Below are 25,716 nucleotides of genomic sequence, written 5' to 3' on the forward strand. Positions count from 1 at the left end.
AGAAAACCTAATATGGCGAGCGGGCTCGCTCGCCATAGGTGGGTCCCAAGGATCAGGACGCTACGGGAGTTCGCATCGTGACGAATTCCTCGGCGGCAGTCGGGTGTACGCCGATGGTCTCGTCGAAATCACGCTTGGTAGCGCCAGCCTTGAGCGCGATGGCAAGCCCCTGGACGATTTCCCCGGCATCCGGCCCGACCATGTGGCAGCCCAGCACTTTGTCCGTGCGGGCATCCACCACCAGCTTCATCAGCGTCCGCTCCTGGCAGTCGGTGAGGGTCAGTTTCATCGGGCGGAAGCGGCTTTCGAACACCTGGACTTCCTTCCCCTCCTCCCTGGCTTGCTCTTCGGTCAGGCCGACCGTGCCAATATTCGGCAGGCTGAACACAGCCGTGGGGATCATCCGGTAATCCACCAGACGATACTGCTCGGGCTTGAACAGCCGCCGCGCCACCGCCATGCCTTCAGCCAGGGCGACGGGGGTGAGTTGTACCCGACCGATCACATCACCAATGGCCAGGATCGACGGTTCAGCGGTCTCGTACTTTTCGTTGACCTTGACGAAGCCCTTCTCGTCCAGCGTGACACCGGTGTGTTCAAGGCCCAGATTGTCGAGCATCGGCCGCCGGCCGGTGGCGTAGAACACGCAATCGGTGGCCAGTATGCGACCATCCTTGAGCTCTACCTCCAGGCTGCCATCGGCCAGTTTTTCGATGCTTTTGATGTCCGCGTTGAATTGCAGATCCAGGCCACGACGGCTCAGCTCTTCGGCCAGATGCTTGCGTACCGCGCCATCAAAGCCGCGCAGGAACAGCTCACCGCGATACAGCAACGAGGTCTGCGCGCCCATGCCATGGAAGATTCCGGCGAACTCCACGGCAATGTAGCCACCGCCCACCACGATGACGCGCTTAGGCAGTTCCTTGAGGAAAAACGCCTCGTTGGAGCTGATCGCGTGCTCACGGCCCGGAATGTCCGGTATCACCGGCCAGCCGCCTGTGGCGATCATGATGTGTTCGGCGGTGTAGCGCTGGCCGTTGATCTCGACCTCATGGGGTCCGGTGAGCCTGGCGTGGCCCTCGTGCAACACCACGCCGCTGTTGACCAGCAGGTTGCGGTATATCCCGTTGAGGCGATTGATTTCCCGATCCTTGTTGGCGATCAGCGTGGCCCAGTCGAAACTCGCTTCTCCCGTCGTCCAGCCATAGGCCGACGCTTGCTCGAGGTCCTCGGCATAATGCGCACCGTAGACCAGCAGTTTCTTCGGCACACACCCCACGTTCACGCAGGTACCGCCCAGGTAGCGGCTCTCCGCCACGGCCACCTTGGCCCCGAAACCGGCCGCGAACCGCGCAGCCCGCACACCGCCGGAACCGGCGCCAATCACATACAAGTCAAAATCGTAGGCCATTTTCTCTCTCCTTCGGCAGGCCATCAGCATACCTGCTGTTTTCACGCGAGGCAGCGTTGCGATGGTTATGGGGGCGGGAAATGAAAAAGCCAGGCGAAATGGGTAACACCGATCAGTCGGGCCAAAACCTGTGGGAGCGAGCCTGCTCGCGATAGCGGCGGGTCAGCTTGTGGTGATGCTGGATGTGCCGGCGCCATCGCGAGCAAGCCCGCTCCCACAGGGGTTTTGTTGGAGTGAGAGCATTATCCAGACAAAAAAACGCCCCGAACCAGTCGGGGCGTTTTTCAAGGTGCGGCGCAGGCGATCAGTACGCCTTACCCGTCTTGTAGAAGTTCTCGAAGCAGAAGTTGGTCGCGTCGATGTAGCCTTCGGCGCCACCGCAGTCGAAACGTTTGCCTTTGAATTTGTAGGCCATGACGCAGCCGTTCTGGGCCTGCTTCATCAGGGCGTCGGTGATCTGGATTTCACCGCCCTTGCCTGGCTCGGTCTGTTCGATCAGGTCGAAGATGTCCGGGGTCAGGATGTAGCGACCGATGATCGCCAGGTTCGACGGTGCATCTTCAGGCTTTGGTTTTTCAACCATGCTGTGGACGCGGTAGATGTCGTCGCGGATCATTTCGCCGGCGATTACGCCGTACTTGTTGGTTTCCTGCGGATCGACTTCCTGGATCGCCACGATGGAGCAGCGGAACTGCTTGTACAGCTTGACCATCTGGGTCAACACGCCGTCGCCTTCGAGGTTGACGCACAGGTCGTCCGCCAGGACCACGGCGAAAGGTTCGTCACCAATCAGTGGGCGACCGGTCAGGATCGCGTGGCCCAGGCCTTTCATTTCGGTCTGGCGGGTGTAGGAGAACGAACATTCGTCCAGCAGTTTGCGGATGCCGACCAGGTACTTCTCTTTGTCGGTGCCCTTGATCTGGTTTTCCAGCTCGTAGCTGATGTCGAAATGGTCTTCCAGGGCGCGCTTGCCGCGGCCAGTAACGATGGAGATTTCCGTCAAGCCCGCAGCAAGGGCTTCTTCGACGCCGTACTGGATCAGTGGCTTGTTCACCACCGGCAGCATTTCTTTGGGCATGGCTTTAGTCGCTGGCAGGAAGCGAGTACCGTAACCGGCTGCTGGGAACAAGCATTTCTTGATCATATAAGTCCTTGAAAAGGCGGTGTGTACGAGTTTCGGCGCAGTCTAATCAGGCCGCAGGCACCTTACAATGCCCAAGCTGGCCAACCGATGCCATCATAGAGAAATAAAAAATGGCGGATAGTTCAATCATCTTTCGTTGCGAGGGCCAAGCGGTCTCACTGTACGCTCATGGGCGCTGTTTGCGAGCATTTGACGTATCATGGCGCTCTTGATCCCGCCAATGAGGCAGTTAGATGTCGGCAACAAAAAACGCAAACGGTTATTCGGTCAGCCAGGACAAAGACGGTCAGTGGTGGATCATCAACTACCACGGTGAACAGGTCGCCGGCCCCTTGCCCAGCAAAGCGATGGCGGTGGAAGTGGCCGCCGTGTTTCAGGACGAGCGCGCTGCCCCGGCAACCAAAGAGCGTGAAACGGCTCCAGCGCGCAGCCCCCGTCGTAAAAAGTAACGAGACAAGCCTCAAGTAAATGTCGCCTGGACATGGAACGGGGCTTTGTTTATCTGTACCGAAATGGCCATTCGCTATAACCTCGCGCCAGCCCCTTCCTTCTCGATGACGATTCCATGAAAAAATTTCTGGCGCTGTTTGCAGTCCTGGCCCTGGCAGGCTGTGCCACAGCCGAAAAAACCTACCTGAACACCGGCGAACAAGGCCTGACCATCGATTGCTCGGGCGAAGCGAACTCCTGGGCCACCTGTTATGAAAAGGCTGACGCCTCCTGTGCCGGCACCGGCTACCGCATCGTCGGTACCGATGGCACGCCGCAAGCCAAGGAAAGCGACAAGACCCTGGGTGTGGATGTCGGCAACTTCACCAGCCGCAGCGTCCTGGTGGTGTGTAAATAAACCCGTGGTCTGACTCTCAGATGTGGATCTCGGCGAACTTGATCCCCAGGCCGCGGATGATCTCGATCAGGTCATCGAGGCGGCTGAAGGATTCAACTTCGTCCTGGTCGTCCACCAGAAAAAAGCTGCGTCCTGCGCTTTTCTTGAAAAAGACGATCCACTCCCCCGGGGTCGCCGGGTTCTGAATCACATGGGTGGCGCAGATAAGACCTTCTGCATGGCGCTCACGCACCTGCTCGCGCTTCATCGACTGACTCCATAAATGACAATGCCGCCAACGTCGACCGTGGCGGCATTTTTTGTCGAGGGCAGCAGTTTATCCGATGCCCGGCCTGCTCGTCAGGCCGAGCCCTGGCTCAACCGGAAATGCAGGCGTTGGCCGCGTCCTGCACATCACCCGGACGCACGGGCACGTTGGACAGGCTTTCGTGCAGCTTGATACTGCTGCCACTGGAGCGCTCGTCAATATCGAACACCGCCGCCGGCAGCGTGGACAATTTGCCGGGGACGATCAAGCGCACGCCATTCTTGTGAGGTTCCATTTGCAGCGGACCCCGAGTGCTGGCCAGCTTGTCAGCGACGCACTGGGCATATTCCTGAGGTTTCTTTCCGGAGATGACATTCATGGTGGGCGGCGTCTGGTTGATGTCCGATACCGATGCACATCCACTCATGGCCAATGCCAACACCCACACACTGCGCTTCATATGATTCCTCCGATAAAGATCCTCCGACAATGCAAACGCTGCTTTTCTCCAGCATCCTGCGTCTTTTTTTGCGCATCCTGCGATAAATGAACAAAGCGTGGGGCGCAGGCCGGATATTAGCACCCGGTGCTGATAAACTGCGCAGCATTGACCTTGCTATCGTTTTGATTTGGTAGAAAAAGCCCTTCTGGAGGCGCCCATGAAATTCATACACCAGCGCGAACACCTCAACGAAGACGATATCGTCGTCATCGAATGCTCTCAAATGTGCAACATCCGCTTGATGAACGACGCCAACTTCCGCAGCTTCAAGAACGGCGGCCGGCACACCTATCACGGCGGCGCGTTCGACACGTTCCCGGCCAGGATCACCGCACCGAGCACCGGTTTCTGGAACATCACCATCGACACCGTCAACCGCCGTGCCATCAGCGTCACGCGCAAGCCGACCCTGACCCACAAAATCAAAATCATCCGGCGTTCCAGCTCGAAACTGAGCTGAGCATCGCCCTTCAAGACAGGCAAAACCGTGGCCCAGACAACCAAATACGTCATCAAGTACAAGCTCAACGGCGAACGCCGCTTCGAATTCGCGCAACTGGAAACCGGCACAAAGGAAGAAGCCATGGCAGCGCTGCAGGCGATCCATGGCCAGACCGATGATGTGATCAGCGACGTCAGGGTCAGTAAACCGTTGTAAAGGTTTCGTAGGCTCTTTGTGGCGAGGGGGCTTGCCCTGATTGGCGGCGCAGCAATCGTCAAGCCGGTGTACATCGCCTGCCGGAAGATTGCATCCGCCCCTTGGACCGGCTGCGCCAACCAGCGCAAGCAAGCGCCCTCGCCACTAAGAATGCTTGCCTTATCTCAAATGTTGCACCGCAGGAAAATAAGACGATTTAAGTTGAAGAGTACTTCCCCCGGCTAAGTCTCTCACGATCCCATGGGTCTGATTCTCATGCCCCCGTCTCGCCCAATACCAAGAATTCGGCCAACCCAGTATCGAGGGTAAATCGCCTTCGTGCCGGTAGTTCCCAATGAAAGCATCATAGACAGCTTCCTCGAGTACCCCACCCTGCCCCCACATGACACTGACCAGGAGTGAGACTACCTGCACGCCCGAAACGGTAATGGTATAGGACGCAGTGATGCCGTCCCCGTCGGTGACAGTGATTTGCGCCTGGCCATTGCCCGCGGCACGCACATACCCCGTATCCGCGTCCACCACAGCCACTTGTGGGTTCGATGACGAGTATTTGTGGGGAGGAACCCCACCTACCGCGACACGCGTGTAACTCGCGTTGCTGGAGGGGATTGGATTGTTGGGCAATCGATGGTCCGCAATGACGTAGTTCTGCGTGGCCATGACATAGGCGTCCCCAAAACTCAGAGGGAACGCCACGGTCAGGTCTCTTGCCGACGACACCTGACCGCTACCGTAGAGCGCTTTCGCGGTGAAACTGTGCTCACCGATGGCCAGACCGATGACGGCGAAGTTCCAGATACCGTTGCTGCTGACGTGGGCAGAGCCTTTGAAATCCACAACGTCAAAAATATCCACTCCTTTATCGCCACTGGCGGTGCCGCTGAGCATGACGGCCGTTTCCACAGTGCTTGTGCCATGCGGAATTTCAACTTCCTTGCCGTCCTTCACTGAGGTAATTTCTGGCGGAGCAAGTCGGTTCAGGTGAATATCCAGAAAATAAACTGACGACTGACTGGAGTTGCCCAATTGGTCGAGCACCCTGAACTCGACCTGTGCCCTGCGGTTGTCACCCGCTTCCTGGAATTTGTCGGTGAACAGTGTCCTCACCTCCGGGACCGGGGCGCCGTCGGCTATCTCCCATTCATCGGTCGCATCGCCCAGCAGAAACTGAATACGATCGTAGGGCCGCCGGTTGCTGTAGTCGAAACCGAACGTCACCCCTTGCGCCGCCCGCTCGGCGCTGACCCCTTCGTCGATTACATCGGCTGGAATCAGCAGTTCCAGGCCTTCCGGCGCAGGTTCACCCGGAGCACGCAGGTGATACAGAACGGTCAAGTCATCCGAGACCTCGTCGCCGCCGCTGGCGCGGGTCACTTTGTAGTACAGCCGGTTGACGCCATGACGCAACCGCCTGTGGGGTACATACAAGCGCATGCGCAGGCTTTCCTCCCCCGGCCGGACTGTATCGCCTGTCACGGGAGCGGGCTCGTCATTGAGATACAAGTCAGCCCGATCATCCGCTTCCAATGTCCAGGAATGACTCTGGGCCAATACCCATGGATCAATCAGACATTCAAGGCCCTTGGGCTGATCGTCGTAAAGGCTTTTGGGGATACCCACCTGAGCAATGCCGGCCGGTCTCACCGGGGTGACCCAACCCATGATGATCACGGGGTACAACTTGAATAGTTCGTTCAATGTGCTGGATTGGATATCCATCATGCTCTCCTGGTGGGTGACAATCGCGAGCCTCTCGGGAACGTCGTTATCACACTCCAGGGCGGGGGAACTGGCTACTGTCAGATCTAACAGGTGTCGTGACGTTTGAGACAAATGGTTGGGTTGAGCTCGGTCAAGGGACATTGACCGCAAGCCCCGGAGTGCCGCAGACCTGAGCGCCTGCCAGACTGACCGCACTCTATTTGCCAGGTCTTCGATCATGCTCCCGAGCCTTCATGCGCCCTCGCTGGCCCAACACGTCAACACCCTTGACTGGCCCTCCCTGGAACAAGACCTCGACCAGGACGGCAGCGCAATCATCCGTAACCTGCTTACGGCCGAGCAATGCAGGATGCTCAGTGGCCTATACGCCGAACCCAACCTTTTCCGTTCGAAGGTGATCATGGCCCGCCACGGATTCGGGCGCGGGGAGTATCAGTATTTTCGCTATCCGCTGCCCGACCTAGTCCAGCAGTTGCGTCAATCCTTGTATCCGCGGTTGGTACCGCTGGCCAATCGCTGGAACGAATGCATGGGCCTTGAGGTGCGCTACCCCTCCGAGCATCCGGCTTTCATTGAACGCTGTCACACCGCCGGGCAACGGCGTCCTACGCCGTTGTTGCTGCAATACGGCCCGCAGGACTACAACTGCCTGCATCAGGACCTGTACGGCGAGCACGTATTCCCGCTGCAGGTGGCGATTCTGCTGTCGGAACCGGGCCAGGACTTTACCGGCGGCGAGTTCGTTCTCACGGAGCAGCGCCCGCGCATGCAGTCACGTGCGCAGGTTATCGATCTGAAACAGGGCGATGCGCTGGTATTTGCCGTGCATCAACGGCCGGTCAAAGGCGTTCGCGGTTATTATCGGGTGAACATGCGCCATGGCGTCAGCCGCGTGCACAGCGGTAGCCGGCATACACTTGGAATCATTTTTCATGATGCGCAGTGACGACACCCCTATCACGCTGGACCTGTTCGCCGACGAGACGCCGACGACACCCGGCCTGACCGAACAGATCGGCGAGCAAGCGTTTGTGTTGCGCGGTTTCGCCCTGCCCTGGCTCGAACGTTTGCTGCCGGCCCTGGAAGCGGTGTTGCTGGCCGCGCCGTTCCGGCAGATGGTCACGCCTGGCGGTTTTACCATGTCAGTGGCCTTGAGCAGTTGCGGCGCGCTGGGCTGGACCACCGACCGCACTGGCTATCGCTACACGGCCCATGACCCACAGACCGGCGCCCCCTGGCCCGACATGCCAGCGGTGTTCCGCGAACTGGCCCAGGCCGCCGCTCGACAGGCCCACTTCGAGCACTTCGAGCCCGACGCCTGCCTGATCAACCGTTACGTGCCCGGCGCGCGAATGTCGCTGCATCAGGACAAGAACGAACGCTGCCTCAGCGCCCCCATCGTCTCCATGTCCCTGGGCTTGCCGGCGGTGTTCCTGTTCGGCGGATTCGAGCGCAGCGACAAAAGTCTGCGCGTTCCACTGTTTCACGGCGACATCGTGGTCTGGGGCGGCGTGGACCGGTTGCGTTATCACGGCGTGCTGCCGCTCAAGCAAGGCCAGCATCCGAAGCTGGGCGCCCAGCGGATCAACCTGACGTTCCGCACCGCCGGGTAACCGTGCAGAATTCAACCGCAAGACCCGGAGTGTTGCCATCTCACAGGCTCGCTACCTTAGCCAAAACGGGCCAATGGACATAACGACCATGAACAGCACTTCGAACACCCTCACCGCTGAACAGGATCCTCGCTGGGCCGCCGTGCTCGCCCGGGATCCGCGCGCCGACGGGCAATTCGTCTATGGCGTGAAAACCACCGGCATCTATTGCCATCCCAGCAGCCTGTCGCGCCTGCCCAATCCGCGTAACGTGGAATTTTTCGACACGCCGGAACAGGCCCAGGCGGCGGGGTATCGTCCCAGCAAGCGAGTGGCCAGGGACCAGACCCAGCTCGCCGCCCAACAAGCGGCCCGGGTCGCGGCCGCCTGCCGACAGATCGAGGCTGCCGAAGAACTGCCTGGGCTCAATGAACTGGCGCAAAGCGCAGGCTTGAGTCCCTTCCATTTCCACCGGGTGTTCAAGGCCGTCACCGGTCTGACACCCAAGGGTTATGCCGCCGCCCACCGCTCGCGCAAGGTGCGCGAACGCCTGAGCGATGGTGGATCGATCACCCAAGCGCTGTACGACGCCGGCTTCAATTCCAACAGCCGCTTTTATGAAGCCGCCGACAAGGTGCTGGGCATGAAACCCGCCGATTACCGCGCCGCCGGGCAGAACACCGACATTCGTTTCGCCGTCGGCCAATGTTCCCTCGGGGCAATTCTGGTGGCGCAAAGCGAACGCGGTGTGTGCGCGATCCTGCTGGGGGACGATCCGGACGCGCTGGTGCGGGATCTGCAAGACAAATTCCGCCGCGCCAACCTGATCGGTGCCGACCGCGAATTCGAGCAATTGATCGCCCAGGTGGTGGGCTTTATCGAGGCACCGGCCCTGGGCCTGGACCTGCCGCTGGACCTGCAAGGCACGGCGTTCCAGGAACGGGTCTGGCAGGCCCTGCGGGATATTCCGCCGGGCAGCACCGCCAGCTATGCCGAGATCGCCCAGCGCATCGGCATGCCTAAAGCCGTGCGCGCCGTGGCCCAGGCCTGCGGGGCCAACAGCCTGGCAGTGGCGATCCCTTGCCACCGGGTGGTGCGCAGCGACGGCAACCTGTCGGGCTATCGCTGGGGCGTGGAGCGTAAACGTCAGTTGCTGGCGCTGGAGCGCTCGTCCGCGGACTGAACGCCGATGTAGATCGCCACCGAGTCGGGGCCGCTGTAGACCTCGAAATCGGTGGTGAAGCGGCGCAGCGTCTGCGGGTTGTCCGCGAAATATGCCCAGATCAGGCCCCAGGTCTGGATCACGCAATCGGGCATCGGCCCCTTGGCCGAAAACATCAGGTAATCCCCGCCTTCGATGTCCACGGCGGCGTAGCCTGCGCTGGTCGCATCCACCTGCACCCCGGCCGTCACATCAAAGTAGCCGGTGGCGTCGGACTCATAGTTGGAATAGACCCCGTAGACAAACGATTCCGACTGCCTGGCGGGGATCTTGTCGAACAACCCTTCGCTGAAGAATTGCTGCCACATCGGGCCGATCCGTGCCATGTCAGGCTGCTGTTCGTCAGCGTTGCGCGTGTGTACCTGCAGGCCGGCCACGGTAAAGGGTTCGACTGCCTTGAGTTTGACGTCCATGGGTCAGGCTCCTTGAGAAATGAAGCGCGCATGGTAACCCGCTGGCCGTCGGGATCAAGTTGCCGCATCCGATTGAAAAACTCGACTGGCCCTGGCCGGGCCACACCTGCTAAAAACGCTGTTTTCCTCTGCCGTCGGAGACCTGCACATGAGCCAGTGGCCAGACACTCGCATTCTTGACCTCCTTGGCATCGAGCTACCCATCATCCAGGGGCCGATGGCCGGAGTGACGGGGCCGGCCATGGTGATCGCCGCCTGCAATGCCGGCGGGCTGGGTTCGATGCCGGCGGCGATGCTGGATGTCGAGCAATTGCGCCAGGCGCTGACGACGATCAGCGAACAGACCGACAAGCCGTTCAACGTGAATTTTTTCTGTCACCAGCCACCCGTGCTCGACGAGCCGCGCGCCGAGGCCTGGAAGCAACACCTCAAGCCCTACTACGAAGAACTGGGCGCTGACTTCGATGCGCCGACGCCGGTGTCCAACCGCACGCCGTTCGATGATGCAGCCTGCCGGGTGCTGGAGCAGATGCGTCCTGAAGTGGTCAGCTTCCACTTCGGCCTGCCGGAGAAGTCCCTGCTGGATCGGGTGAAAGCCACCGGCGCTAAAGTCCTCTCGTCGGCCACCACCGTCGAGGAAGCCATCTGGCTGGAACAGCACGGTTGTGACGCGATCATCGCCATGGGCTATGAAGCCGGCGGCCATCGCGGGATGTTCCTCAGCGACGACCTCAACACCCAGGTCGGCCTGTTTGCCTTGCTGCCCCAGGTGGTGGATGCGGTGAGCGTGCCGGTGATCGCTGCGGGCGGTATTGGCGATGCGCGGGGTATTGTCGCGGCGTTTGCTCTGGGCGCATCGGCGGTGCAACTGGGCAGCGCCTATCTGTTCACCCCCGAGGCGAAGATCAGCGCGGCCCATCACCGGGCGCTGCGCACGGCCAAGGAAAGCCAAACCGCAGTCACCAACCTGTTCACCGGCCGCCCGGCCCGGGGCATCGTCAACCGGGTGATGCGCGAGATCGGGCCGATGAGTCCGATAGCGCCGGCATTCCCCCTGGCTGGCGGTGCGTTGCTGCCGTTGCGCGCCAAGGATGAAGCAGACTTCAGCAACCTGTGGGCCGGCCAGGCGTTCCCCATGGGTCGGGAGCTGTCGACCGCGGAGCTGACCCGACAACTGGCCCAGGAGGCCCTGGCCCAACTGAACGGCCGTGGGCGGTCCTGACGGTCGTCATCGTCTGTTGGAATGCCATCGCGAGCAGGCTCGCTCCCACAGGGGATCGGTGGCGAACACAACATCTGGGCACACCACTGGACCTGTGGGAGCGGGCTTGCTCGCGATGGCGGCCGCCCTCTCACACCAACGTCCGCAAAATGCCGCGTTCCGTTTATCGGCCATTCGCTATATATTTCCGTATATAGCGAAACCGACCTTTCGGAGCCTTTATGTACCTCACCCGCTTCGCGCCGTTGCTGCTGACTACACTCTTTTGCGTTGGCGCCGTCCAGGCCGATGAGGTGCAGGTGGCCGTGGCGTCCAATTTCACCGCACCGGTCCAGGCCATCGCCGCCGGCTTCGAGAAAGACACTGGCCACAAGCTGGTGGCGGCCTATGGCGCGACCGGGCAGTTCTACACCCAGATCAAGAACGGCGCACCGTTCGAAGTCTTCCTCGCCGCCGACGACACCACCCCGGCCAGGCTCGAAAGCGAAGGCGACACCGTGAAGGGTTCGCGCTTCACCTATGCGGTCGGCACGCTGGCGCTGTGGTCGGCCAAGGACGGTTATGTCGACAGCCAGGGCCAGGTGCTCAAGGACAACGGCTTCCAGCACCTGTCCATCGCCAACCCGAAAACCGCGCCCTACGGTTTGGCCGCCACCCAGGTGCTGGACAAACTGGGGTTGTCCGGGCAAGTCAAAGGCAAGCTCGTCGAAGGCCAGAACATCACCCAGGCTTATCAGTTCGTTTCTACCGGCAACGCAGAACTCGGCTTCGTGGCCTTGTCCCAGGTGTACAAGGACGGCAAGGTGGCCAGCGGTTCGGCATGGATCGTCCCCGCCGAGCTGCATGACCCGATCAAACAGGACGCGGTGATCCTCAACAAAGGGCGAAACAACGCCGCCGCCTCGGCGTTCATGGATTACCTCAGAGGCCCGAAAGCCACCGCCATCATCCAAGCCTACGGTTATCAACGCTAAATGCCACTGACCAGTGCCGACTACGCCGCCATTTGGCTGACCCTGAAACTGGCCTCGCTGACCACAGTGATCCTGCTGCTGATCGGCACGCCCATCGCCCTGTGGCTGTCACGTACCCAGTCCTGGCTACGCGGGCCGGTGGGCGCGGTGGTGGCCCTGCCATTGGTGCTGCCACCCACGGTGATCGGCTTTTACCTGTTGCTCGCCCTGGGCCCCAACGGCTGGATCGGTCAATTCACCCAGGCCGTCGGGCTGGGCACCCTCACCTTCAGTTTCACCGGGCTGGTGATCGGCTCGGTGATCTACTCCATGCCGTTTGTGGTGCAGCCATTGCAGAACGCATTCTCCGCTATCGGCAGTCGTCCCCTGGAAGTGGCGGCCACTTTGCGGGCCGGTCCCTGGGATACGTTTTTCAGTGTCATCCTGCCCTTGGCCCGCCCCGGTTTCATCACTGCGGCAATCCTCGGCTTTGCCCACACCGTCGGCGAATTCGGCGTGGTGCTGATGATCGGCGGCAACATCCCCGAAAAGACCCGCGTGGTGTCGGTACAGATCTACGACCATGTCGAAGCCCTGGAGTACGCCCAGGCTCATTGGCTGGCGGCGGCAATGCTGGTGTTTTCATTTCTTGTGCTGCTGGCGTTGTATTCCAGCCGCCGAACCCGGGCCGGTTGGAGCTGATCGATGATTCATGCGCGTTTTCAGCTCGACCATGGAGACTTCTCCCTGGACCTGGATGTGCAACTGCCGGGCCGTGGCGTGACCGCGCTGTACGGCCAGTCCGGTTCCGGCAAGACCACCTGCCTGCGCTGCATCGCCGGGTTGGACCGGCCGACCCGGGGGTTCATCGAGGTCAACGGCGAAGTCTGGCAGGACAGCGAGCGCGGGGTGTTCGTGCCGCCCCATCGACGGGCGCTGGGGTACGTGTTCCAGGAGGCGAGCCTGTTCGCGCATCTGTCCGTGCAGGCTAATCTGGCGTTCGGCCTCAAGCGCATCGCACCGGCGCAACGACGGGTGGACATGGACCAGGCTACCGAACTGTTGGGCATCGGTCACTTGCTCGATCGACAGCCACACAACCTGTCCGGCGGTGAACGCCAGCGGGTCGGCATCGCCCGAGCCCTGTTGACCAGCCCGCGACTGCTGCTGATGGACGAGCCCCTGGCCGCCCTGGATACCCGGCGCAAGAACGAAATCCTGCCTTACCTGCAACGCCTGCACGATGAGCTGGACATCCCGGTGCTGTACGTCAGCCACTCGCAGGACGAAGTGGCGCGCCTGGCCGACCACATCGTGCTGCTGGAGGCCGGTCGCGTGCTGGCCAGCGGGCCGATCGGCGAAACACTGGCGCGACTCGACCTGCCACTGGCGTTGGGCGATGACGCGGGCGTGGTGGTCCAGGGCAAGGTCAGCGGGTATGACGCGGCCTATCAATTGCTGTCGTTGACACTGCCCGACAGCCTCTTGAACGTGCGTGTCGCCCACACGCCTCTGGCCATCGGACAGCCGCTACGCTTCAAGGTCCAGGCCCGTGACGTCAGCCTCAGCCTGGCGAACGATGCCCAGACCAGCATCCTCAACCGTTTGCCCGTTACCGTGGTCAGCGAACTGGCCGCCGACAACGCCGCCCATGTGTTGATTCGGCTGGAGGCTGCTGGCACGCCGCTGTTGGCGCGCATCACCCGTTACTCCCGGGATCAGCTGAAGCTTCATCCGGGGCAGTTGCTGTGGGCGCAGATCAAGGCGGTGGCGGTGTTGGCGTAGGGTATCGCCCCAGACAAATCCCTTGTGGAAGCGGGCTTGCTCGCGATCGCGGTGGTTCAGTCAACATGGGTGTGAACTGATCTGACGCTATCGCGAGCAGGCTCGCTCCCACAGGTCCGGCGGTCCAACCCTGATTCGTGGGTGTTGCGGGCCACCTCAGAAACTTGGCACGACCGTCACAGGCTGCGGTCAATCGATCACAGGCCCCGGATTTGCTGCCAAGGATTCTTTCATGCCCGACACCCTGCCGCCGGATGCGCTGCCGGCCGATCTGCATTATGTCGATGACACCGCCCCTGGTATCTCCCGCAAAAAGTTGCGGGGCAAGTTCTGCTATTTCGATCCTCAGGGCCAGCGGATCACCGATGCGGCCGAAATCCAGCGCATCAACGCCTTGGCCGTACCGCCGGCCTACACCGATGTATGGATCTGCACCGACCCGCGCGGCCATCTCCAGGCCACCGGTCGGGACGCTCGTGGGCGTAAGCAGTACCGCTATCACCCGCGCTGGCGGGAAGTGCGCGATGCCGACAAATACTCCCGAATGCTGGAGTTCGGCCGTACCCTGCCGCGCTTGCGCAAACGCCTGGAGCAGATCCTGGCCACGCCCGGATTCAGCCGCGACAAGGTCATGGCCACGGTTATCACGTTGCTGGACGTCACCCTGATCCGGGTCGGCAACACCCAGTATGCCCGGGACAACCGCTCCTACGGCCTGACCACCCTGCGCAGCAAGCATGTGGAGGTCAACGGCAGCGCAATTGCCTTCCAATTCCGTGGCAAGAGCGGCGTCGAACACCAGATCACCGTGAAAGACCGGCGTCTGGCGCGGATCATCAAGCGTTGCCAGGAGATTCCAGGGCAGAACCTGTTCCAGTACCTGGACGACAACGGCGAACGCCACTCCGTCAGCTCGTCCGATATCAACGCCTACCTCAAGAGCCTCACCGGCGCGGACTTCACCGCCAAGGACTACCGCACCTGGGCCGGCAGCGCGGCGGCTCTGGCGGGGCTGCGACTGCTGTGCTGGGAAACCGAGAGCGAGGCAAAAAAACACCTCGCCGAGATGGTCAGGCAGGTTGCCCGGCAACTGGGCAATACCCCCTCCGTCTGTCGTAAATGCTACATCCATCCCGCCGTGGTGGAGGGTTTCCTGCTGGGTTCGCTGAGGGAGCTGCCCAACCCCCGGGTCCGCAAAGGCCTCAGCGAGGAGGAAGCCGCGCTGGCGATGTTCCTGCAACGCATGGCCCAAACTGCCGAAGCGTGCTGAACCCGGCGAACCACACCTGCTCGAACGCCAACATCCGGCCTCAGTCGAGGAACATCCGCGCACCTGCGAACTCCCAACTGTACGGCGCCACCACTGCGCAGACCGTTCAACGGGAAGTCGACAGGAGTTTGAAATGTCCGAACACATTGTCCATTTTCATTGCCAGATCGATCAGGGAACGACCGAGCGCTTCCGGGACAACTGCCTGGATGCCATTGAAAAAGGCGCCGACTCACTGATGCTCAACCTCTCGACGATCGGTGGCAGTACCAACTTCGGCTTTACCCTCTACACCTTCATCAAATCCCTTCCGGTGCCGGTGCGTGCCGTGAATGCCGGCAATATCGAGTCCATGGGCATCATCATGTACTTGGCCGCCAGCGACCGCACCACCACGCCTCACTCGCGTTTTCTGATTCACCCGATGAACTGGTATTTCGGCCAGAAGTCGGTGGATCACTCGCGTTTGCGGGAATACCTGTCCAGCCTGGACAACGACGTGGCGCGGTACGTGGAAATCTACGTCAAGGAAACCGCCGGCGCCGCCACTCAGTTGGACATTTTCAAATGTCTTTGCGCCGAAGAAAGGGTCATCCCGGCCGAAAACTCTTTGGCCTTCGGCATCGCGCACCGGGTCGAGCAAGTGGTTTTCCCGGTGGATGCCAAGCATTGGAAAATCAGTGGTGGCGAGGACCAGTGACCCCGTGCGGTCAGTGCGTGCCGTTCGTCATCTGACGAAGTGTTTTCATTAAACTTTTGCCGGCCATTTCCTTTCACAAATTATGCGAGGCTCGTTGCTCGCGTAACCAAAATGAGGATGCTCGAAATGGCCAGTAGTGGAAACAAAAACCAAGGCAACTTCGCAAATGATCGGGAAAAAGCATCGGAAGCCGGCAAGAAAGGCGGCCATGCGTCGGGCGGTAACGTTGCAAGTGATCGTCAGAAAGGCACTGAGGCGGGCCGCAAAGGAACTGACCGCAACCAAGGCGCGGGCAGAAAATCGTAACCTGGAAAATCGCTGGGGCGCACGCCTGCTGCGCTCCGGCGCTTAATCTGTCATTGCCCTGAGGCGTCGATCAGCGTCCGCTATAAGCCTTTTTCACCATGTCGATCCAGATCGGGTCCAGCCGAGCTTGCTCGCTGTCGAGATTGAGCGCCTGCATCCTTGTCAGATGCTCATCAGCCTCTCGGGCGAGTGAGCCCTGGGCGCTGGAGTTGGCGTCCAGTTGATGCATCTGCGTCAATCCCAGATGATAAAACCGTAGCAGCTTCATGGCCGCCACGTCCTGGGCCTGCACACCGGCCTTCACCTGGTGCATCACATTGGTGATGCTCATCAGGCTGCGCTTGAGCTGCCAGCCGTACACCGCCGCGGCCATCCACGGCTGCGACCAGAAATACAGACGCATCAAGGCGACCATCACCAACACCGCGGCAATCACCCCGCCGAGATTGAAGCGAAAATTATCCCCCCCGGGTGTGCCGAACAGCATCACCGAAAGGCTGGACAACAGCATCGCCAGTGCCAGGAACGTCACGGCGACGATGAGGGTACTGCGTCGGGTCTGGCGTCGGTAGACTTCGGCGTCCCACGGCTTGAGCTCGAACATCGCGGTGCAATTTCCTTGTGCGGGGTAAAAAAAGTCCCGCATTATCGCCTGCCCGGTGGATTTAGCTATGCTGGAGCTCATTTTGTGTTGCAACCGACCCGAAGGATCCGGATCAAAGTCCATGGCGATACCGCAAGGATCGTGCGATCTTTCTGCGTGGACGTTTTTTTCAAGATGCCGTCGTTGTGAGTACGGCATCGTTTTCAAGGAAAGCTGAATGAATCAAAGACATGTAATCAACGCCTCGGTCAGCCCGAAGGGCAGCCTGGAGACTTTGTCCCAGCGTGAAGTCCAGCAACTGAGTGAGGCCGGTTCCGGCAGTATCTATACCCTCTTCCGCCAGTGCGCCCTGGCCATTCTCAACACCGGCGCCCATGTCGATAACGCCAAGACCATCCTGGAAGCCTACAAGGACTTCGAGATCCGTATTCACCAGCAAGACCGCGGCGTACGCCTGGAACTGCTGAACGCCCCGGCCGACGCCTTCGTCGATGGCGAGATGATCGCCAGCACCCGCGAGATGCTGTTCAGCGCCCTGCGCGACATCGTCTACACCGAGAACGAACTGGACAGCCAGCGCATCGACCTCAGCTCCTCCCAGGGCATCAGCGACTACGTCTTCCACCTGCTGCGCAACGCCCGCACATTGCGCCCTGGGGTGGAGCCAAAAATTGTCGTGTGCTGGGGCGGCCACTCGATCAACACCGAAGAATACAAATACACCAAGAAAGTCGGCCACGAACTGGGCCTGCGCAGCCTGGACATCTGCACCGGCTGCGGCCCGGGCGTGATGAAAGGCCCGATGAAAGGCGCCACCATCGCCCATGCCAAACAGCGCATCCACGGCGGCCGTTACCTGGGCCTGACGGAGCCCGGCATCATCGCCGCCGAAGCGCCGAACCCGATCGTCAATGAGCTGGTGATCCTGCCGGACATCGAGAAGCGCCTGGAAGCTTTCGTGCGCGTGGGCCACGGCATCATCATCTTCCCGGGCGGCGCCGGTACGGCGGAAGAGTTCCTCTACTTGCTGGGTATCCTGATGCACCCGGCCAACCAGGACCTGCCCTTCCCGGTCGTTCTTACCGGGCCCAAGAGCGCCGCGCCGTACCTTGATCAACTGCATGCCTTTGTCGGTGCGACCCTGGGCGAGGCTGCGCAGAAGCACTACCAGATCATCATCGACGACCCGGCCGAAGTGGCGCGCCAGATGACCCAAGGGCTCAAGGCGGTCAAACAGTTCCGCCGCGAACGCAACGACGCTTTCCACTTCAACTGGTTGCTGAAAATCGACGAAGGCTTCCAGCGCCCGTTCGACCCGACCCACGCCAACATGGCCAGCCTGGGCCTGAGGCGCGACCTGCCCGCCCACGAACTGGCCGCCAACTTGCGCCGGGCGTTCTCGGGGATCGTGGCCGGTAACGTCAAGGACAAGGGTATCCGCCTGATCGAAGAACACGGTCCTTACGAGATCCACGGCGATGCCGCCATCATGGAACCCCTCGACCGGCTGCTCCAGGCCTTCGTCGCCCAGCACCGCATGAAACTGCCGGGCGGCGCGGCGTATGAACCGTGCTATCGCGTGGTGACCTGACCGGTTCAACGATCACCACAGATCCAACTGTAGGAGCGAGCCTGCTCGCGATGGCGGCGGGTCAGATTGCATCATTGCTGAATGTGCCGACGCTATCGCGAGCAGGCTCGCTCCCACAGGGGGTCTGCTGCGATCACAGCGTCGGGTTCAGTCGCATCCGTCCGGCCTCATCCACCTCAAGGCCAAGCCCACGGTAATCCTTGATCAGCGGATGGGGGGTGGCCACCGGATGCGTATGCGTCGCCGTCACCACCCGCACATCCGCTCCCGCCGCCTCGCCGGCCTTGATACCCGCTTCGGCATCCTCGAACACCAGGCAATCCTGGGGGGCGACTTGCAGGCGCTCCGCTGCCAGTCGATAACAGGCCGGATTGGGTTTGCCGTCGCTCACATCCTCGGCGGTGACCATCACCGCCGGATGTGGAATGCCGGCCGCTTCCATGCGCCGCAAGGCCAGCGCCATGGGCGCCGAGGTGACGATGGCCCACTGCAGGGGCGGCAGGCTGTTGAGAAATGCTGCAGCACCGGGCACCGGCACCACACCTTCCACGTCTTCGATTTCCTCGCGGGTAATCTGCTCGGCCTCGGCCAGGGCATCTACCCCTGGCAGGCGCTGGCGGGCAATGGTGTCGATGGCGCGCACGCCGTGGATGGTCGGCAGAAAGCTCGCCACCTCCACACCGTGACGAAGGGCCCAGCGCGTCCAGATCCGCTCGGCCGCGGCGATGGAATTGAGCAGCGTGCCGTCCATGTCGAAGAGGAAGGCGCGATAGGAAACACTGGAGGGCGGGCGGGCAGACATCGAAATCCTCGGTGATGGCGGTAGGAGAATGCCGGCCACTGTAACATCGCCAGGCACCGAATCCCTGTGGGAGCGAGCCTGCTCGCGATGGCGGTGAGTCAGCGCGCATCGATGCCGAATGTGCCGACGCTATCGCGAGCAGGCTCGCTCCCACAGGTTTTTTGTTGTGTCAGAAAGCGCAGAGCTACACCAACCGCTCAATCCGCTGATGCTGCCAGACCATCTTGTAGTACAGGGTCTGCAACACCAGCATGCTCAAGTAAGCCACCGGAAACGCCATCCATACCCCTTGCAGGCCGAACTGCGCGTCCAGCAGGTAGGCCACTGGCAGCTGAACGCCGACGATGCAGAAGATCGAAATCGCCACCGGCATCAGCACCGTGCCGCTGGCGCGCATGATGCCGCCGACCACCGCCTGGAAGCCGAAGACCAGCAGGCTCCAGAGCATGATGTGCAGCAGGTGTTCGGCCTGGATTCGCGCCGCCGGGTCGGTGATGAACAGCCCTAGCAGCCAGTGAGACAACAGATATCCCAAGACCACCAGCCCACCGGTGAGCCAGACGTTGATCAACAGGCCGGTGCGCAGGATCGGCCCCAGACGCTCCAGACGCCCGGCACCGATGGCCTGGGCGCCGAGGATCGAGGCGGTGATGGCAATCGACAACGCCGGGAACTGCACGTAATTGACGATCTGCGTCACCGCGCCATAGGCGGCCGTGGCCTGGGACCCGTGGCCATTGACCAGCGCCAGGATCACCAGCTCCGACAGTGAGATCACCACCATCTGCAACCCCGTGGGCAGGCCGATGCGCAGCACCTTGCCGAGGATGTCCATGTCCAGGCGCATCGCCGCGAACAACGCCCGGTCCGGCGCCAGGGCGTGCTCGCGACGGTTCAGGCGCCACGCGAGCATGACCATGGCCGACGCCGTACCCACCAGCCCCGCCAGCGCCGCGCTCTCGATGCCCATCTGCGGCAGCCCCAGCCAGCCGCGAATCAGCGCCGGCGTCAGCAGCAGCCCGACGCTGGTGGACACCAGCAAGGCCAGCATGGGCGACAGCGTATCGCTCACCCCGCGCAGCAACTGGGTAAACACCACGAACACCAGCAGTATCGGCAGGATCCACATCATCACCCGGGCATAGGACACCGCGTCCTCCAGCACATCGGCCGGCGTCCCCAGCCCCTGCAGCGCCTGGCGCGCGAACACGGTGCCGAGCACCGCCGCCACCAGCCCGATGATCGCCGCCAGCAGCAACGTGGTACCGGCAATCGCCTTCACCGTGCCGGTTTCCCCGGCGCCGTAAGCCTGCCCGATCAACACCCCTGCTCCCGCGCCCAGGCCAATCACCAGCGCGATAAAGAAAAACAGGATGGGAAACATGCCTGATACCGCCGCCAATGCCTGGGTGCCGAGCATCTGGCCGATGTAGATGCTATTGAGCGTGCCGGACATCGATTGCAGGAAATTGGACAGGACCATGGGGGCCAGGAACAGAAGGTAGATTTTCCAGAGAGGCTGGGTGGGCATGAGGGCTCGTGATGGCAGGTTCAAAATCCGATGCGGGGTAATTTAGCTTATTCCCGGATGGTGGTGAGGGAATCTGTGGGAGCAAGGCGCAAGGGGTTGTGGGCGACTCATCTGTTCGTCAGGGCGCCTCGACATTTCAGCGACTGCGTCTAATCTCAGATAGCACAGTGCCACTCACTGGGCAGGTCAACGCCCTCGGCCATACCGGAATCGGACGACCGGTCTTAAAGTCCGGGGTGGGGTCGCAGATAACCAGTTATTCGCAAACAACCTGTTAGCAACACTGTTCAAGGACCGAACCATGACGTCGTATTCACACGGTCATTCCCATTCCCAAACTCCGCCGCGCATCCTTTGGTCCAGCTTGTTTGTGGCCCTGATCGCGAGCGTCGGCCTGTTGGTTCTCAACGGCCCAAGTACACAAAACCTGGGGTTGTGTGCCGTGCTCCTGGCCATTGGCGCCGGGGTCGGCGTGTGGGCTGCCCGCGCCCAGCACCAGCAGATCGACAGAGCCGTCGCCGCCGCCATTGCCCATCACGCGCTACACGCCGCCGACCACTTGAACCATAAGGCCAGCGCGCAACTCAACGAAGTCATCCTCGGTGCCATGCCGATCTGGGCCAAGCAGGTGGAAAGCTCCCGGCAGCAGACCGAAACCGCGATCGTCTCGCTGACCAATCGCTTCACCGGCATCTCTTCACGCCTGGAAGATACCGTGCAAGCTTCGCAACTGGCCGCCGGTGAGCTGGCCGGCAACAGCAGTGGCGGCGCCGTGCAGGTGCTGGCCCAAAGCGAAGGTGAGCTGGTCCAGGTCATCGACTCCCTGAAAGCCACCCAGGCCAGCCGCGATGAAACCCTGGCCCAGGTGCGCAACCTCACCGCCTACACCGGCGAGCTGCGGACCATGGCCGCCGATGTCGCGGCCATTGCCGCGCAAACCAACTTGCTGGCCCTCAACGCCGCCATCGAAGCCGCCCGTGCGGGCGAAGCCGGGCGCGGTTTTGCGGTGGTGGCCGACGCCGTGCGCAGCCTGTCGAGCAAGTCCAGCGAGACTGGCCAGCAGATGTCGGCCAAGGTCGACATCATCAATAGCGCCATCACTCAATTGGTCCAGGCCGCCTCCAGCGGCGCGGATCAGGACAGCCAGTCGGTCAGCGTCTCCGAGGACAGCATCCAGCGCGTGCTGGAACGCTTCAAGAGCGCCACCGGGCGGCTGGCCGAATCGGCCGACCTGCTGCAGCAGGAAAGCTTCGGTATTCGCGACGAGCTCACCGAAGTGCTGGTCAACCTGCAATTCCAGGATCGGGTCAGCCAGATTCTCAGCCACGTGCGCGACAACATCGAGGACCTGCATGTGCATATGCAGCAGGCCAGTCAGTCGCCCGACCAGGCCGTTTCCATCGATGCCCGCCAATGGCTGGCACGCATGGAAACCACATACGCCACCGAAGAACAACGCCGCAACCACCACGGCGAATCGGGCGCGCAACAGAATTCACAGGAAATAACCTTCTTCTAGGAGAGCCGTTCATGGCTAAAAGTGTATTGGTTGTCGACGACTCCGCGAGCGTCCGGCAGGTCGTCGGCATCGCGTTGAAAAGTGCCGGCTACGACGTGATCGAGGCCAGCGATGGCAAGGATGCACTGGGCAAGCTCAATGGCCAGAAGGTGCACCTGATCATCAGTGACGTGAACATGCCGAACATGGACGGCATCACCTTCGTCAAGGAGGTCAAGAAGCTGGCCAGCTACAAGTTCACGCCGATCATCATGCTCACCACCGAATCCCAGGAGTCGAAAAAACTCGAGGGCCAGGCGGCGGGTGCCAAGGCCTGGGTGGTCAAGCCGTTCCAGCCGGCGCAGATGCTGGCGGCGGTGTCCAAGCTGATTCTTCCTTGATTCGCGGAGAGTGAAATGCCCTTGCTGTACGAAACACAGGACGACACCGCGCAGGTGCAGATCGACGGCGAGCTGACGATCTACACCGCCGCCGACCTCGCCGCGCAGTTGCTGCCGCGCCTGGGGGCGACGCCGCGCATGGCGCTGGATCTGTCGCAGATTACGGAAATGGACGGCGCCGGCCTGCAACTGCTGATGATGGTCCAGCGCGAGGCTCCCAAGGCCGGTACCCGCCTGGAGATAACGGGCCACAGCAAGGCCGTCACGGAAACACTCGCCCTGTGCAACCTGGTTGTATAGAGACCTCGCAACACGTCGGACACGACAAAGGATATGAGCGTGAGCATCAATCTCGATCAGGCACAACAAACGTTCATCGTCGAGGCACGGGAACAGTTGCAGGCGATGGAAGAGTCCCTGCTGCAACTGGAAAGCGACCCGGGCGACGATGATGCTATCGGCGCGATCTTCCGGGCGGCCCATACGATCAAGGGCTCGGCCGGGCTGTTCGGCCTGGAACCCATCGTCAGTTTCACTCACATCGTCGAAGACGTGCTCGATCGGTTGCGCAATGGCAGCGTCGAAGTGGACGCCGGCCTGATCGCCGTGCTGCTCAAGTCCAGTGATCACATGCTGGAGCTGATCAATGTGGTGGCCAACCAGGGCGCGAAACTGGCGCCCCCGGCCCTGGCCCGGGAAATGGAGCTGTGCCAGATCCTTCAGGAATATCAGGCGCCCTCGCCTGCCGAAGCCCCGAAGCCCGCCGAAGCAAGCGACACACAAGCGCCCGCCGAAACGCGCCTCTGGCATATTGCCCTGCGTTTTGGCCCGGAGGTGTTCCGCAACGGCATGGACCCGCTGTCATTTCTGCGTTACCTGCAAACCCTCGGTGAGATCATCCACATCACCACGCTGACCGACGCAATGCCCTCGGCCGAAACCTGGGATGCCGAGTCCTGCTACCTGGGGTTCGACATTGAGTTCAGTTCGGCTGCCGGCCACGGGGCGATCAACGAAGTCTTCGATTTCGTGCGCGAAGATTGCCAGATCCAGATCGTCGCCATTGATGACCCCGTGCCGCAGACGAACACCGGGCTGGTTGCCACCACCCAAGAGCAGGCTGACCCCAACACGGCAATGGTCACCACCGGCGAACTGATGCCGGACCAGCGTTCGGCTGCGCGCATGCCCGCTCAGGTCTCGCCCGACAAGCAACCGGCGACCAGCGACGGCAAGGCCAAGGACGGCGCCTATGTGCGGGTCAACGCCGACAAGCTCGACGAGTTGATCAACCTGGTGGGCGAGCTGGTCATCGCCAGCGCCGGCGCCAGCCTGCTGGCCCGCCACTGCAACGACGACTCGTTGCAAGAGTCAACTTCAACGGTGTCCGGCCTGGTGGAAGAAATTCTCGACGGCGCCTTACGTCTGCGCATGATCCCCATCGGTGAAACCTTCAATCGGTTCCGCCGGGTGGTGCGCGATGTCAGCCAGGAACTGGGCAAGGACATCGACCTGATTATCAGCGGTGCGGAGACCGAGCTGGATAAAACCGTGGTGGAAAAAATCGGTGACCCGCTCATGCACCTGTTGCGCAACGCCATGGACCACGGCATCGAAACCGCTGAGGCGCGGCTGGCGGCCGGTAAACCGGCCAAAGGTCATCTGCACCTCAATGCCTATCACGACTCAGGCAGCATCGTGCTGGAAATCGCCGACGACGGCGCCGGCCTGAACCGTGACCGGATCCTGGAAAAAGCCCAGGAACGCGGCCTGGTTGCCCTTGGCGCCAGCCCCACCGACCAGGAAATCTACAACCTGATCTTCGAGCCGGGTTTCTCCACCGCCCAGGCCGTCACCAACCTTTCCGGGCGTGGCGTGGGCATGGATGTGGTCAAGCGCAACATTACCCTGCTGCGCGGCACTGTCGACCTGGACAGCCAACCGGGCCAGGGCACCGTGGTGCGCATCCGCCTGCCGCTGACGCTGGCGATCATCAATGGCTTTCTGGTGGGCATCGGCCAGTCCACGTACGTCATTCCCCTGGACATGGTTCAGGAATGCATCGAGCTGAGCGAGGACGACGGGGTTTGCAGCCGCGAACAAGGCTACCTCGACCTGCGCGGAGAAGTGCTGCCGCTGGTGTACCTGCGCGATCACTTCAACCACGAAGGCCCGGCCTCGCGCCGGCAGAACGTGGTGGTGGTGCGCTACGCCGAACTCAAGGCCGGGCTGGTGGTGGATGACCTGCTCGGTGAATTCCAGACCGTGATCAAACCCCTGGGCAAGTTGTTCGGCGCGCTGCGCGGCATCAGCGGCTCGACGATCCTGGGCAGCGGCGCTGTGGCGTTGATTCTCGACGTGCCGGCGCTGCTCACGCAGATCGCCCAAATAGACAACCGCTACACCTCGACTCAATCACAACAAGCCACTGCTCGCTGACGCTTTAGCAATTCCATGGAGAGGTACTTCCCAATGAAATGGTTCTACGATCTTAGAATCGCCACCAAACTGATCACCTCGTTTCTGGTGGTGCTCGCGTTGACCGCCGTCATGGGGGTGTTCTCGATTATCCAACTCAACGAGGTCAACGGCACAACCATCGAGATCCGCGAAAACTGGATGACTTCGATGCGCGCCGCCTCGGGCATGCGCTTCTACGCGGCGAACTATCGCCTCAAGGAAAATCGCCACATTTCCGCTGACTCCGAGCAGGAGCGCACGGCCATCGAAAAAGAAGCGGACGAAGCCAAGCAGGGTTTCGAAACGCGTCTGGCGACCTATGAAAAACTGCTGTCCAGTGCCGAAGATCGCCAGCTGTTCGACACTGCCCGCAGTGACTGGGCCGCGTACCTGGCCGTTAGCAAAGACCTGTTCGCACTGTCCCGACAAAATCTGCTCAACGAAGCCCAGACGTTGCTCAAGGGCGAATCCAAACGTCATTTCGACCTGGTGACCGCCGACCTGCAGAAACTGGTTGAGCTCAATGCCGCCGGGGCCGACGTGGCCAGCGCCCATGGTACGGAACTGTATGAGAATGCGCGTCTGTCGATCATCGCCGTGCTGGTTGCCGCCCTGCTGGTGGGCCTGGGCCTGGCACTGTTCATTTCCCGGATCATTTCCCGCCCCCTGAAACAGGCGGCCTTGGTTGCCGAGCAACTGGCCGAAGGCAACCTGAACGCGAAAATCGAAAGCGGCTCCAAGGACGAAACCGGCATGGTGCTCAACGCCATGCAAAACATGGTGGGCAAGCTGTCCCATATCATCGGTGAAGTGCGCAACGCCGCCGACAACC

The 25,716-nt window shown here is 61.4% G+C and carries 29 protein-coding genes; 20 read left to right on the plus strand and 9 right to left on the minus strand.

Annotated features, from left to right (window positions below; genetic code table 11):
• Positions 1 to 52: 52 nt before the first annotated feature.
• Both gorA and galU read right to left on the minus strand, forming a co-directional pair.
• Positions 53 to 1,411 (minus strand): glutathione-disulfide reductase, encoded by a 1,359-nt coding sequence (gorA, locus tag GSM73_RS12950; protein ID WP_047227637.1) that lies wholly within the window; start codon positions 1,409 to 1,411, stop codon positions 53 to 55.
• A gap of 304 nt (positions 1,412 to 1,715) precedes the next feature.
• Positions 1,716 to 2,555 carry a UTP--glucose-1-phosphate uridylyltransferase GalU gene (gene galU / locus GSM73_RS12955; protein WP_047227638.1) on the minus strand — a complete coding sequence of 280 codons (840 nt, stop codon included), beginning with the start codon at positions 2,553 to 2,555 and terminating at the stop codon, positions 1,716 to 1,718.
• A 233-nt stretch (positions 2,556 to 2,788) separates the two neighbouring features.
• Here galU and GSM73_RS12960 point away from each other — a divergent pair, with 233 nt between their 5' ends.
• Together GSM73_RS12960 and GSM73_RS12965 are read left to right on the plus strand one after the other, a co-directional pair.
• Positions 2,789 to 3,004, plus strand: coding sequence for a hypothetical protein (locus GSM73_RS12960; protein WP_047227639.1), 216 nt, complete (start codon positions 2,789 to 2,791; stop codon positions 3,002 to 3,004).
• A gap of 116 nt (positions 3,005 to 3,120) precedes the next feature.
• On the plus strand, positions 3,121 to 3,402 hold the full coding sequence (locus GSM73_RS12965; protein ID WP_047227640.1) for a hypothetical protein: 282 nt from the start codon (positions 3,121 to 3,123) through the stop codon (positions 3,400 to 3,402).
• A gap of 16 nt (positions 3,403 to 3,418) precedes the next feature.
• Here GSM73_RS12965 and GSM73_RS12970 read toward each other — a convergent pair whose 3' ends face one another.
• Together GSM73_RS12970 and GSM73_RS12975 are read right to left on the minus strand one after the other, a co-directional pair.
• Positions 3,419 to 3,649 (minus strand): hypothetical protein, encoded by a 231-nt coding sequence (locus GSM73_RS12970; protein ID WP_047227641.1) that lies wholly within the window; start codon positions 3,647 to 3,649, stop codon positions 3,419 to 3,421.
• A 109-nt stretch (positions 3,650 to 3,758) separates the two neighbouring features.
• Positions 3,759 to 4,109: a hypothetical protein gene (locus GSM73_RS12975; RefSeq protein ID WP_107322749.1), complete on the minus strand. Its 351-nt coding sequence runs from the start codon at positions 4,107 to 4,109 to the stop codon at positions 3,759 to 3,761.
• Between the two features lie 199 nt (positions 4,110 to 4,308).
• Between GSM73_RS12975 and GSM73_RS12980 the strand changes: the two genes are divergently transcribed.
• A complete protein-coding gene (locus GSM73_RS12980; protein ID WP_003182962.1) occupies positions 4,309 to 4,611 on the plus strand; it encodes a DUF1883 domain-containing protein in 303 nt (100 codons plus the stop codon).
• 27 nt (positions 4,612 to 4,638) lie between these two features.
• Entirely contained in the window at positions 4,639 to 4,809 is a 171-nt protein-coding gene (locus GSM73_RS26425; protein WP_172833800.1) for a hypothetical protein, read from the plus strand.
• Positions 4,810 to 4,968: 159 nt separating this feature from the next.
• On the opposite strand, the gene GSM73_RS12985 is transcribed toward GSM73_RS26425, so the two are convergent.
• Complete coding sequence (locus GSM73_RS12985) at positions 4,969 to 6,531, minus strand: Ig-like domain-containing protein (RefSeq protein WP_160892845.1); 1,563 nt, start codon at positions 6,529 to 6,531, stop codon at positions 4,969 to 4,971.
• Between the two features lie 220 nt (positions 6,532 to 6,751).
• Between GSM73_RS12985 and GSM73_RS12990 the strand changes: the two genes are divergently transcribed.
• The 3 genes from GSM73_RS12990 to ada all read left to right on the plus strand — a co-directional run bounded on the left by GSM73_RS12990 (position 6,752) and on the right by ada (position 9,309).
• Positions 6,752 to 7,480, plus strand: coding sequence for a 2OG-Fe(II) oxygenase (locus GSM73_RS12990; RefSeq protein WP_160892847.1), 729 nt, complete (start codon positions 6,752 to 6,754; stop codon positions 7,478 to 7,480).
• A complete protein-coding gene (alkB, locus tag GSM73_RS12995) occupies positions 7,467 to 8,147 on the plus strand; it encodes a DNA oxidative demethylase AlkB (protein ID WP_372241384.1) in 681 nt (226 codons plus the stop codon). The genes GSM73_RS12990 and alkB overlap by 14 nt, the downstream gene beginning before the upstream one ends.
• A gap of 88 nt (positions 8,148 to 8,235) precedes the next feature.
• Positions 8,236 to 9,309 (plus strand): bifunctional DNA-binding transcriptional regulator/O6-methylguanine-DNA methyltransferase Ada, encoded by a 1,074-nt coding sequence (gene ada, locus GSM73_RS13000; RefSeq protein ID WP_047227644.1) that lies wholly within the window; start codon positions 8,236 to 8,238, stop codon positions 9,307 to 9,309.
• Here the strand turns inward: ada and GSM73_RS13005 are convergent.
• Positions 9,273 to 9,761, minus strand: coding sequence for a GyrI-like domain-containing protein (locus GSM73_RS13005; protein ID WP_160892849.1), 489 nt, complete (start codon positions 9,759 to 9,761; stop codon positions 9,273 to 9,275). The genes ada and GSM73_RS13005 overlap by 37 nt on opposite strands.
• Before the next feature lie 148 nt (positions 9,762 to 9,909).
• On the opposite strand from GSM73_RS13005, the gene GSM73_RS13010 reads away from it, so the two are divergent.
• From GSM73_RS13010 to GSM73_RS13040, 7 genes are all read left to right on the plus strand, one after another.
• Positions 9,910 to 10,983: a nitronate monooxygenase family protein gene (locus GSM73_RS13010; RefSeq protein WP_160892851.1), complete on the plus strand. Its 1,074-nt coding sequence runs from the start codon at positions 9,910 to 9,912 to the stop codon at positions 10,981 to 10,983.
• A 221-nt stretch (positions 10,984 to 11,204) separates the two neighbouring features.
• On the plus strand, positions 11,205 to 11,957 hold the full coding sequence (gene modA / locus GSM73_RS13015; RefSeq protein WP_160892853.1) for a molybdate ABC transporter substrate-binding protein: 753 nt from the start codon (positions 11,205 to 11,207) through the stop codon (positions 11,955 to 11,957).
• A complete protein-coding gene (gene modB, locus GSM73_RS13020; protein WP_047227648.1) occupies positions 11,958 to 12,638 on the plus strand; it encodes a molybdate ABC transporter permease subunit in 681 nt (226 codons plus the stop codon).
• Positions 12,639 to 12,641: 3 nt separating this feature from the next.
• A complete protein-coding gene (modC, locus tag GSM73_RS13025) occupies positions 12,642 to 13,721 on the plus strand; it encodes a molybdenum ABC transporter ATP-binding protein (RefSeq protein WP_160892855.1) in 1,080 nt (359 codons plus the stop codon).
• 232 nt (positions 13,722 to 13,953) lie between these two features.
• On the plus strand, positions 13,954 to 14,991 hold the full coding sequence (locus GSM73_RS13030; protein ID WP_047227650.1) for a DNA topoisomerase IB: 1,038 nt from the start codon (positions 13,954 to 13,956) through the stop codon (positions 14,989 to 14,991).
• A gap of 133 nt (positions 14,992 to 15,124) precedes the next feature.
• A complete protein-coding gene (locus GSM73_RS13035; RefSeq protein WP_047227651.1) occupies positions 15,125 to 15,691 on the plus strand; it encodes an ATP-dependent Clp protease proteolytic subunit in 567 nt (188 codons plus the stop codon).
• Positions 15,692 to 15,817: 126 nt separating this feature from the next.
• Positions 15,818 to 15,997, plus strand: coding sequence for a general stress protein (locus tag GSM73_RS13040; RefSeq protein WP_047227652.1), 180 nt, complete (start codon positions 15,818 to 15,820; stop codon positions 15,995 to 15,997).
• A 70-nt stretch (positions 15,998 to 16,067) separates the two neighbouring features.
• On the opposite strand, the gene GSM73_RS13045 is transcribed toward GSM73_RS13040, so the two are convergent.
• Positions 16,068 to 16,601, minus strand: coding sequence for a DUF3087 family protein (locus GSM73_RS13045; protein ID WP_160892857.1), 534 nt, complete (start codon positions 16,599 to 16,601; stop codon positions 16,068 to 16,070).
• 217 nt (positions 16,602 to 16,818) lie between these two features.
• On the opposite strand from GSM73_RS13045, the gene ppnN reads away from it, so the two are divergent.
• Complete coding sequence (gene ppnN / locus GSM73_RS13050) at positions 16,819 to 18,192, plus strand: nucleotide 5'-monophosphate nucleosidase PpnN (protein ID WP_047227654.1); 1,374 nt, start codon at positions 16,819 to 16,821, stop codon at positions 18,190 to 18,192.
• A gap of 133 nt (positions 18,193 to 18,325) precedes the next feature.
• Here the strand turns inward: ppnN and GSM73_RS13055 are convergent, their stop codons facing one another.
• Both GSM73_RS13055 and GSM73_RS13060 read right to left on the minus strand, forming a co-directional pair.
• Entirely contained in the window at positions 18,326 to 18,994 is a 669-nt protein-coding gene (locus tag GSM73_RS13055; RefSeq protein WP_047227655.1) for an HAD family hydrolase, read from the minus strand.
• 184 nt (positions 18,995 to 19,178) lie between these two features.
• Positions 19,179 to 20,525, minus strand: a complete 1,347-nt coding sequence (locus GSM73_RS13060; protein WP_047227656.1) for an MATE family efflux transporter — start codon at positions 20,523 to 20,525, stop codon at positions 19,179 to 19,181.
• A gap of 301 nt (positions 20,526 to 20,826) precedes the next feature.
• Between GSM73_RS13060 and GSM73_RS13065 the strand changes: the two genes are divergently transcribed.
• From GSM73_RS13065 to GSM73_RS27280, 5 genes are all read left to right on the plus strand, one after another.
• A complete protein-coding gene (locus GSM73_RS13065; RefSeq protein ID WP_160892859.1) occupies positions 20,827 to 22,044 on the plus strand; it encodes a methyl-accepting chemotaxis protein in 1,218 nt (405 codons plus the stop codon).
• Between the two features lie 11 nt (positions 22,045 to 22,055).
• A complete protein-coding gene (locus GSM73_RS13070) occupies positions 22,056 to 22,424 on the plus strand; it encodes a response regulator (RefSeq protein WP_047227658.1) in 369 nt (122 codons plus the stop codon).
• 15 nt (positions 22,425 to 22,439) lie between these two features.
• Entirely contained in the window at positions 22,440 to 22,724 is a 285-nt protein-coding gene (locus GSM73_RS13075; protein WP_047227659.1) for a lipid asymmetry maintenance protein MlaB, read from the plus strand.
• A gap of 39 nt (positions 22,725 to 22,763) precedes the next feature.
• Positions 22,764 to 24,863 carry a chemotaxis protein CheA gene (locus GSM73_RS13080; RefSeq protein ID WP_160892861.1) on the plus strand — a complete coding sequence of 700 codons (2,100 nt, stop codon included), beginning with the start codon at positions 22,764 to 22,766 and terminating at the stop codon, positions 24,861 to 24,863.
• Positions 24,864 to 24,896: 33 nt separating this feature from the next.
• Positions 24,897 to 25,716: MCP four helix bundle domain-containing protein (locus tag GSM73_RS27280; RefSeq protein WP_372241385.1), on the plus strand; the 820-nt coding region annotated here is incomplete at its 3' end.

The sequence above is a fragment of the Pseudomonas sp. PICF6 genome (assembly GCF_009831705.1).
Lineage (GTDB): Bacteria > Pseudomonadota > Gammaproteobacteria > Pseudomonadales > Pseudomonadaceae > Aquipseudomonas > Aquipseudomonas rhizophila.

What these genes read in the sequence shown, in the direction of transcription:
- galU (WP_047227638.1), bottom strand. Translation starts at nt 2,555, where the DNA reads ATGATCAAGAAATGCTTGTTCCCAGCAGCCGGTTACGGTACTCGCTTC.
- GSM73_RS13070 (WP_047227658.1), top strand. Translation starts at nt 22,056, where the DNA reads ATGGCTAAAAGTGTATTGGTTGTCGACGACTCCGCGAGCGTCCGGCAG.
- GSM73_RS12985 (WP_160892845.1), bottom strand. Translation starts at nt 6,531, where the DNA reads ATGGATATCCAATCCAGCACATTGAACGAACTATTCAAGTTGTACCCC.
- GSM73_RS12970 (WP_047227641.1), bottom strand. Translation starts at nt 3,649, where the DNA reads ATGAAGCGCGAGCAGGTGCGTGAGCGCCATGCAGAAGGTCTTATCTGC.
- GSM73_RS13005 (WP_160892849.1), bottom strand. Translation starts at nt 9,761, where the DNA reads ATGGACGTCAAACTCAAGGCAGTCGAACCCTTTACCGTGGCCGGCCTG.
- GSM73_RS13030 (WP_047227650.1), top strand. Translation starts at nt 13,954, where the DNA reads ATGCCCGACACCCTGCCGCCGGATGCGCTGCCGGCCGATCTGCATTAT.
- GSM73_RS12965 (WP_047227640.1), top strand. Translation starts at nt 3,121, where the DNA reads ATGAAAAAATTTCTGGCGCTGTTTGCAGTCCTGGCCCTGGCAGGCTGT.
- GSM73_RS13045 (WP_160892857.1), bottom strand. Translation starts at nt 16,601, where the DNA reads ATGTTCGAGCTCAAGCCGTGGGACGCCGAAGTCTACCGACGCCAGACC.
- ppnN (WP_047227654.1), top strand. Translation starts at nt 16,819, where the DNA reads ATGAATCAAAGACATGTAATCAACGCCTCGGTCAGCCCGAAGGGCAGC.
- modC (WP_160892855.1), top strand. Translation starts at nt 12,642, where the DNA reads ATGATTCATGCGCGTTTTCAGCTCGACCATGGAGACTTCTCCCTGGAC.
- GSM73_RS12990 (WP_160892847.1), top strand. Translation starts at nt 6,752, where the DNA reads ATGCTCCCGAGCCTTCATGCGCCCTCGCTGGCCCAACACGTCAACACC.
- gorA (WP_047227637.1), bottom strand. Translation starts at nt 1,411, where the DNA reads ATGGCCTACGATTTTGACTTGTATGTGATTGGCGCCGGTTCCGGCGGT.
- GSM73_RS12980 (WP_003182962.1), top strand. Translation starts at nt 4,309, where the DNA reads ATGAAATTCATACACCAGCGCGAACACCTCAACGAAGACGATATCGTC.
- ada (WP_047227644.1), top strand. Translation starts at nt 8,236, where the DNA reads ATGAACAGCACTTCGAACACCCTCACCGCTGAACAGGATCCTCGCTGG.
- GSM73_RS13060 (WP_047227656.1), bottom strand. Translation starts at nt 20,525, where the DNA reads ATGCCCACCCAGCCTCTCTGGAAAATCTACCTTCTGTTCCTGGCCCCC.
- GSM73_RS12960 (WP_047227639.1), top strand. Translation starts at nt 2,789, where the DNA reads ATGTCGGCAACAAAAAACGCAAACGGTTATTCGGTCAGCCAGGACAAA.
- GSM73_RS13075 (WP_047227659.1), top strand. Translation starts at nt 22,440, where the DNA reads ATGCCCTTGCTGTACGAAACACAGGACGACACCGCGCAGGTGCAGATC.
- GSM73_RS12975 (WP_107322749.1), bottom strand. Translation starts at nt 4,109, where the DNA reads ATGAAGCGCAGTGTGTGGGTGTTGGCATTGGCCATGAGTGGATGTGCA.
- GSM73_RS13010 (WP_160892851.1), top strand. Translation starts at nt 9,910, where the DNA reads ATGAGCCAGTGGCCAGACACTCGCATTCTTGACCTCCTTGGCATCGAG.
- GSM73_RS13065 (WP_160892859.1), top strand. Translation starts at nt 20,827, where the DNA reads ATGACGTCGTATTCACACGGTCATTCCCATTCCCAAACTCCGCCGCGC.
- modB (WP_047227648.1), top strand. Translation starts at nt 11,958, where the DNA reads ATGCCACTGACCAGTGCCGACTACGCCGCCATTTGGCTGACCCTGAAA.
- GSM73_RS13055 (WP_047227655.1), bottom strand. Translation starts at nt 18,994, where the DNA reads ATGTCTGCCCGCCCGCCCTCCAGTGTTTCCTATCGCGCCTTCCTCTTC.
- modA (WP_160892853.1), top strand. Translation starts at nt 11,205, where the DNA reads ATGTACCTCACCCGCTTCGCGCCGTTGCTGCTGACTACACTCTTTTGC.
- GSM73_RS13040 (WP_047227652.1), top strand. Translation starts at nt 15,818, where the DNA reads ATGGCCAGTAGTGGAAACAAAAACCAAGGCAACTTCGCAAATGATCGG.
- GSM73_RS13035 (WP_047227651.1), top strand. Translation starts at nt 15,125, where the DNA reads ATGTCCGAACACATTGTCCATTTTCATTGCCAGATCGATCAGGGAACG.
- alkB (WP_372241384.1), top strand. Translation starts at nt 7,467, where the DNA reads ATGATGCGCAGTGACGACACCCCTATCACGCTGGACCTGTTCGCCGAC.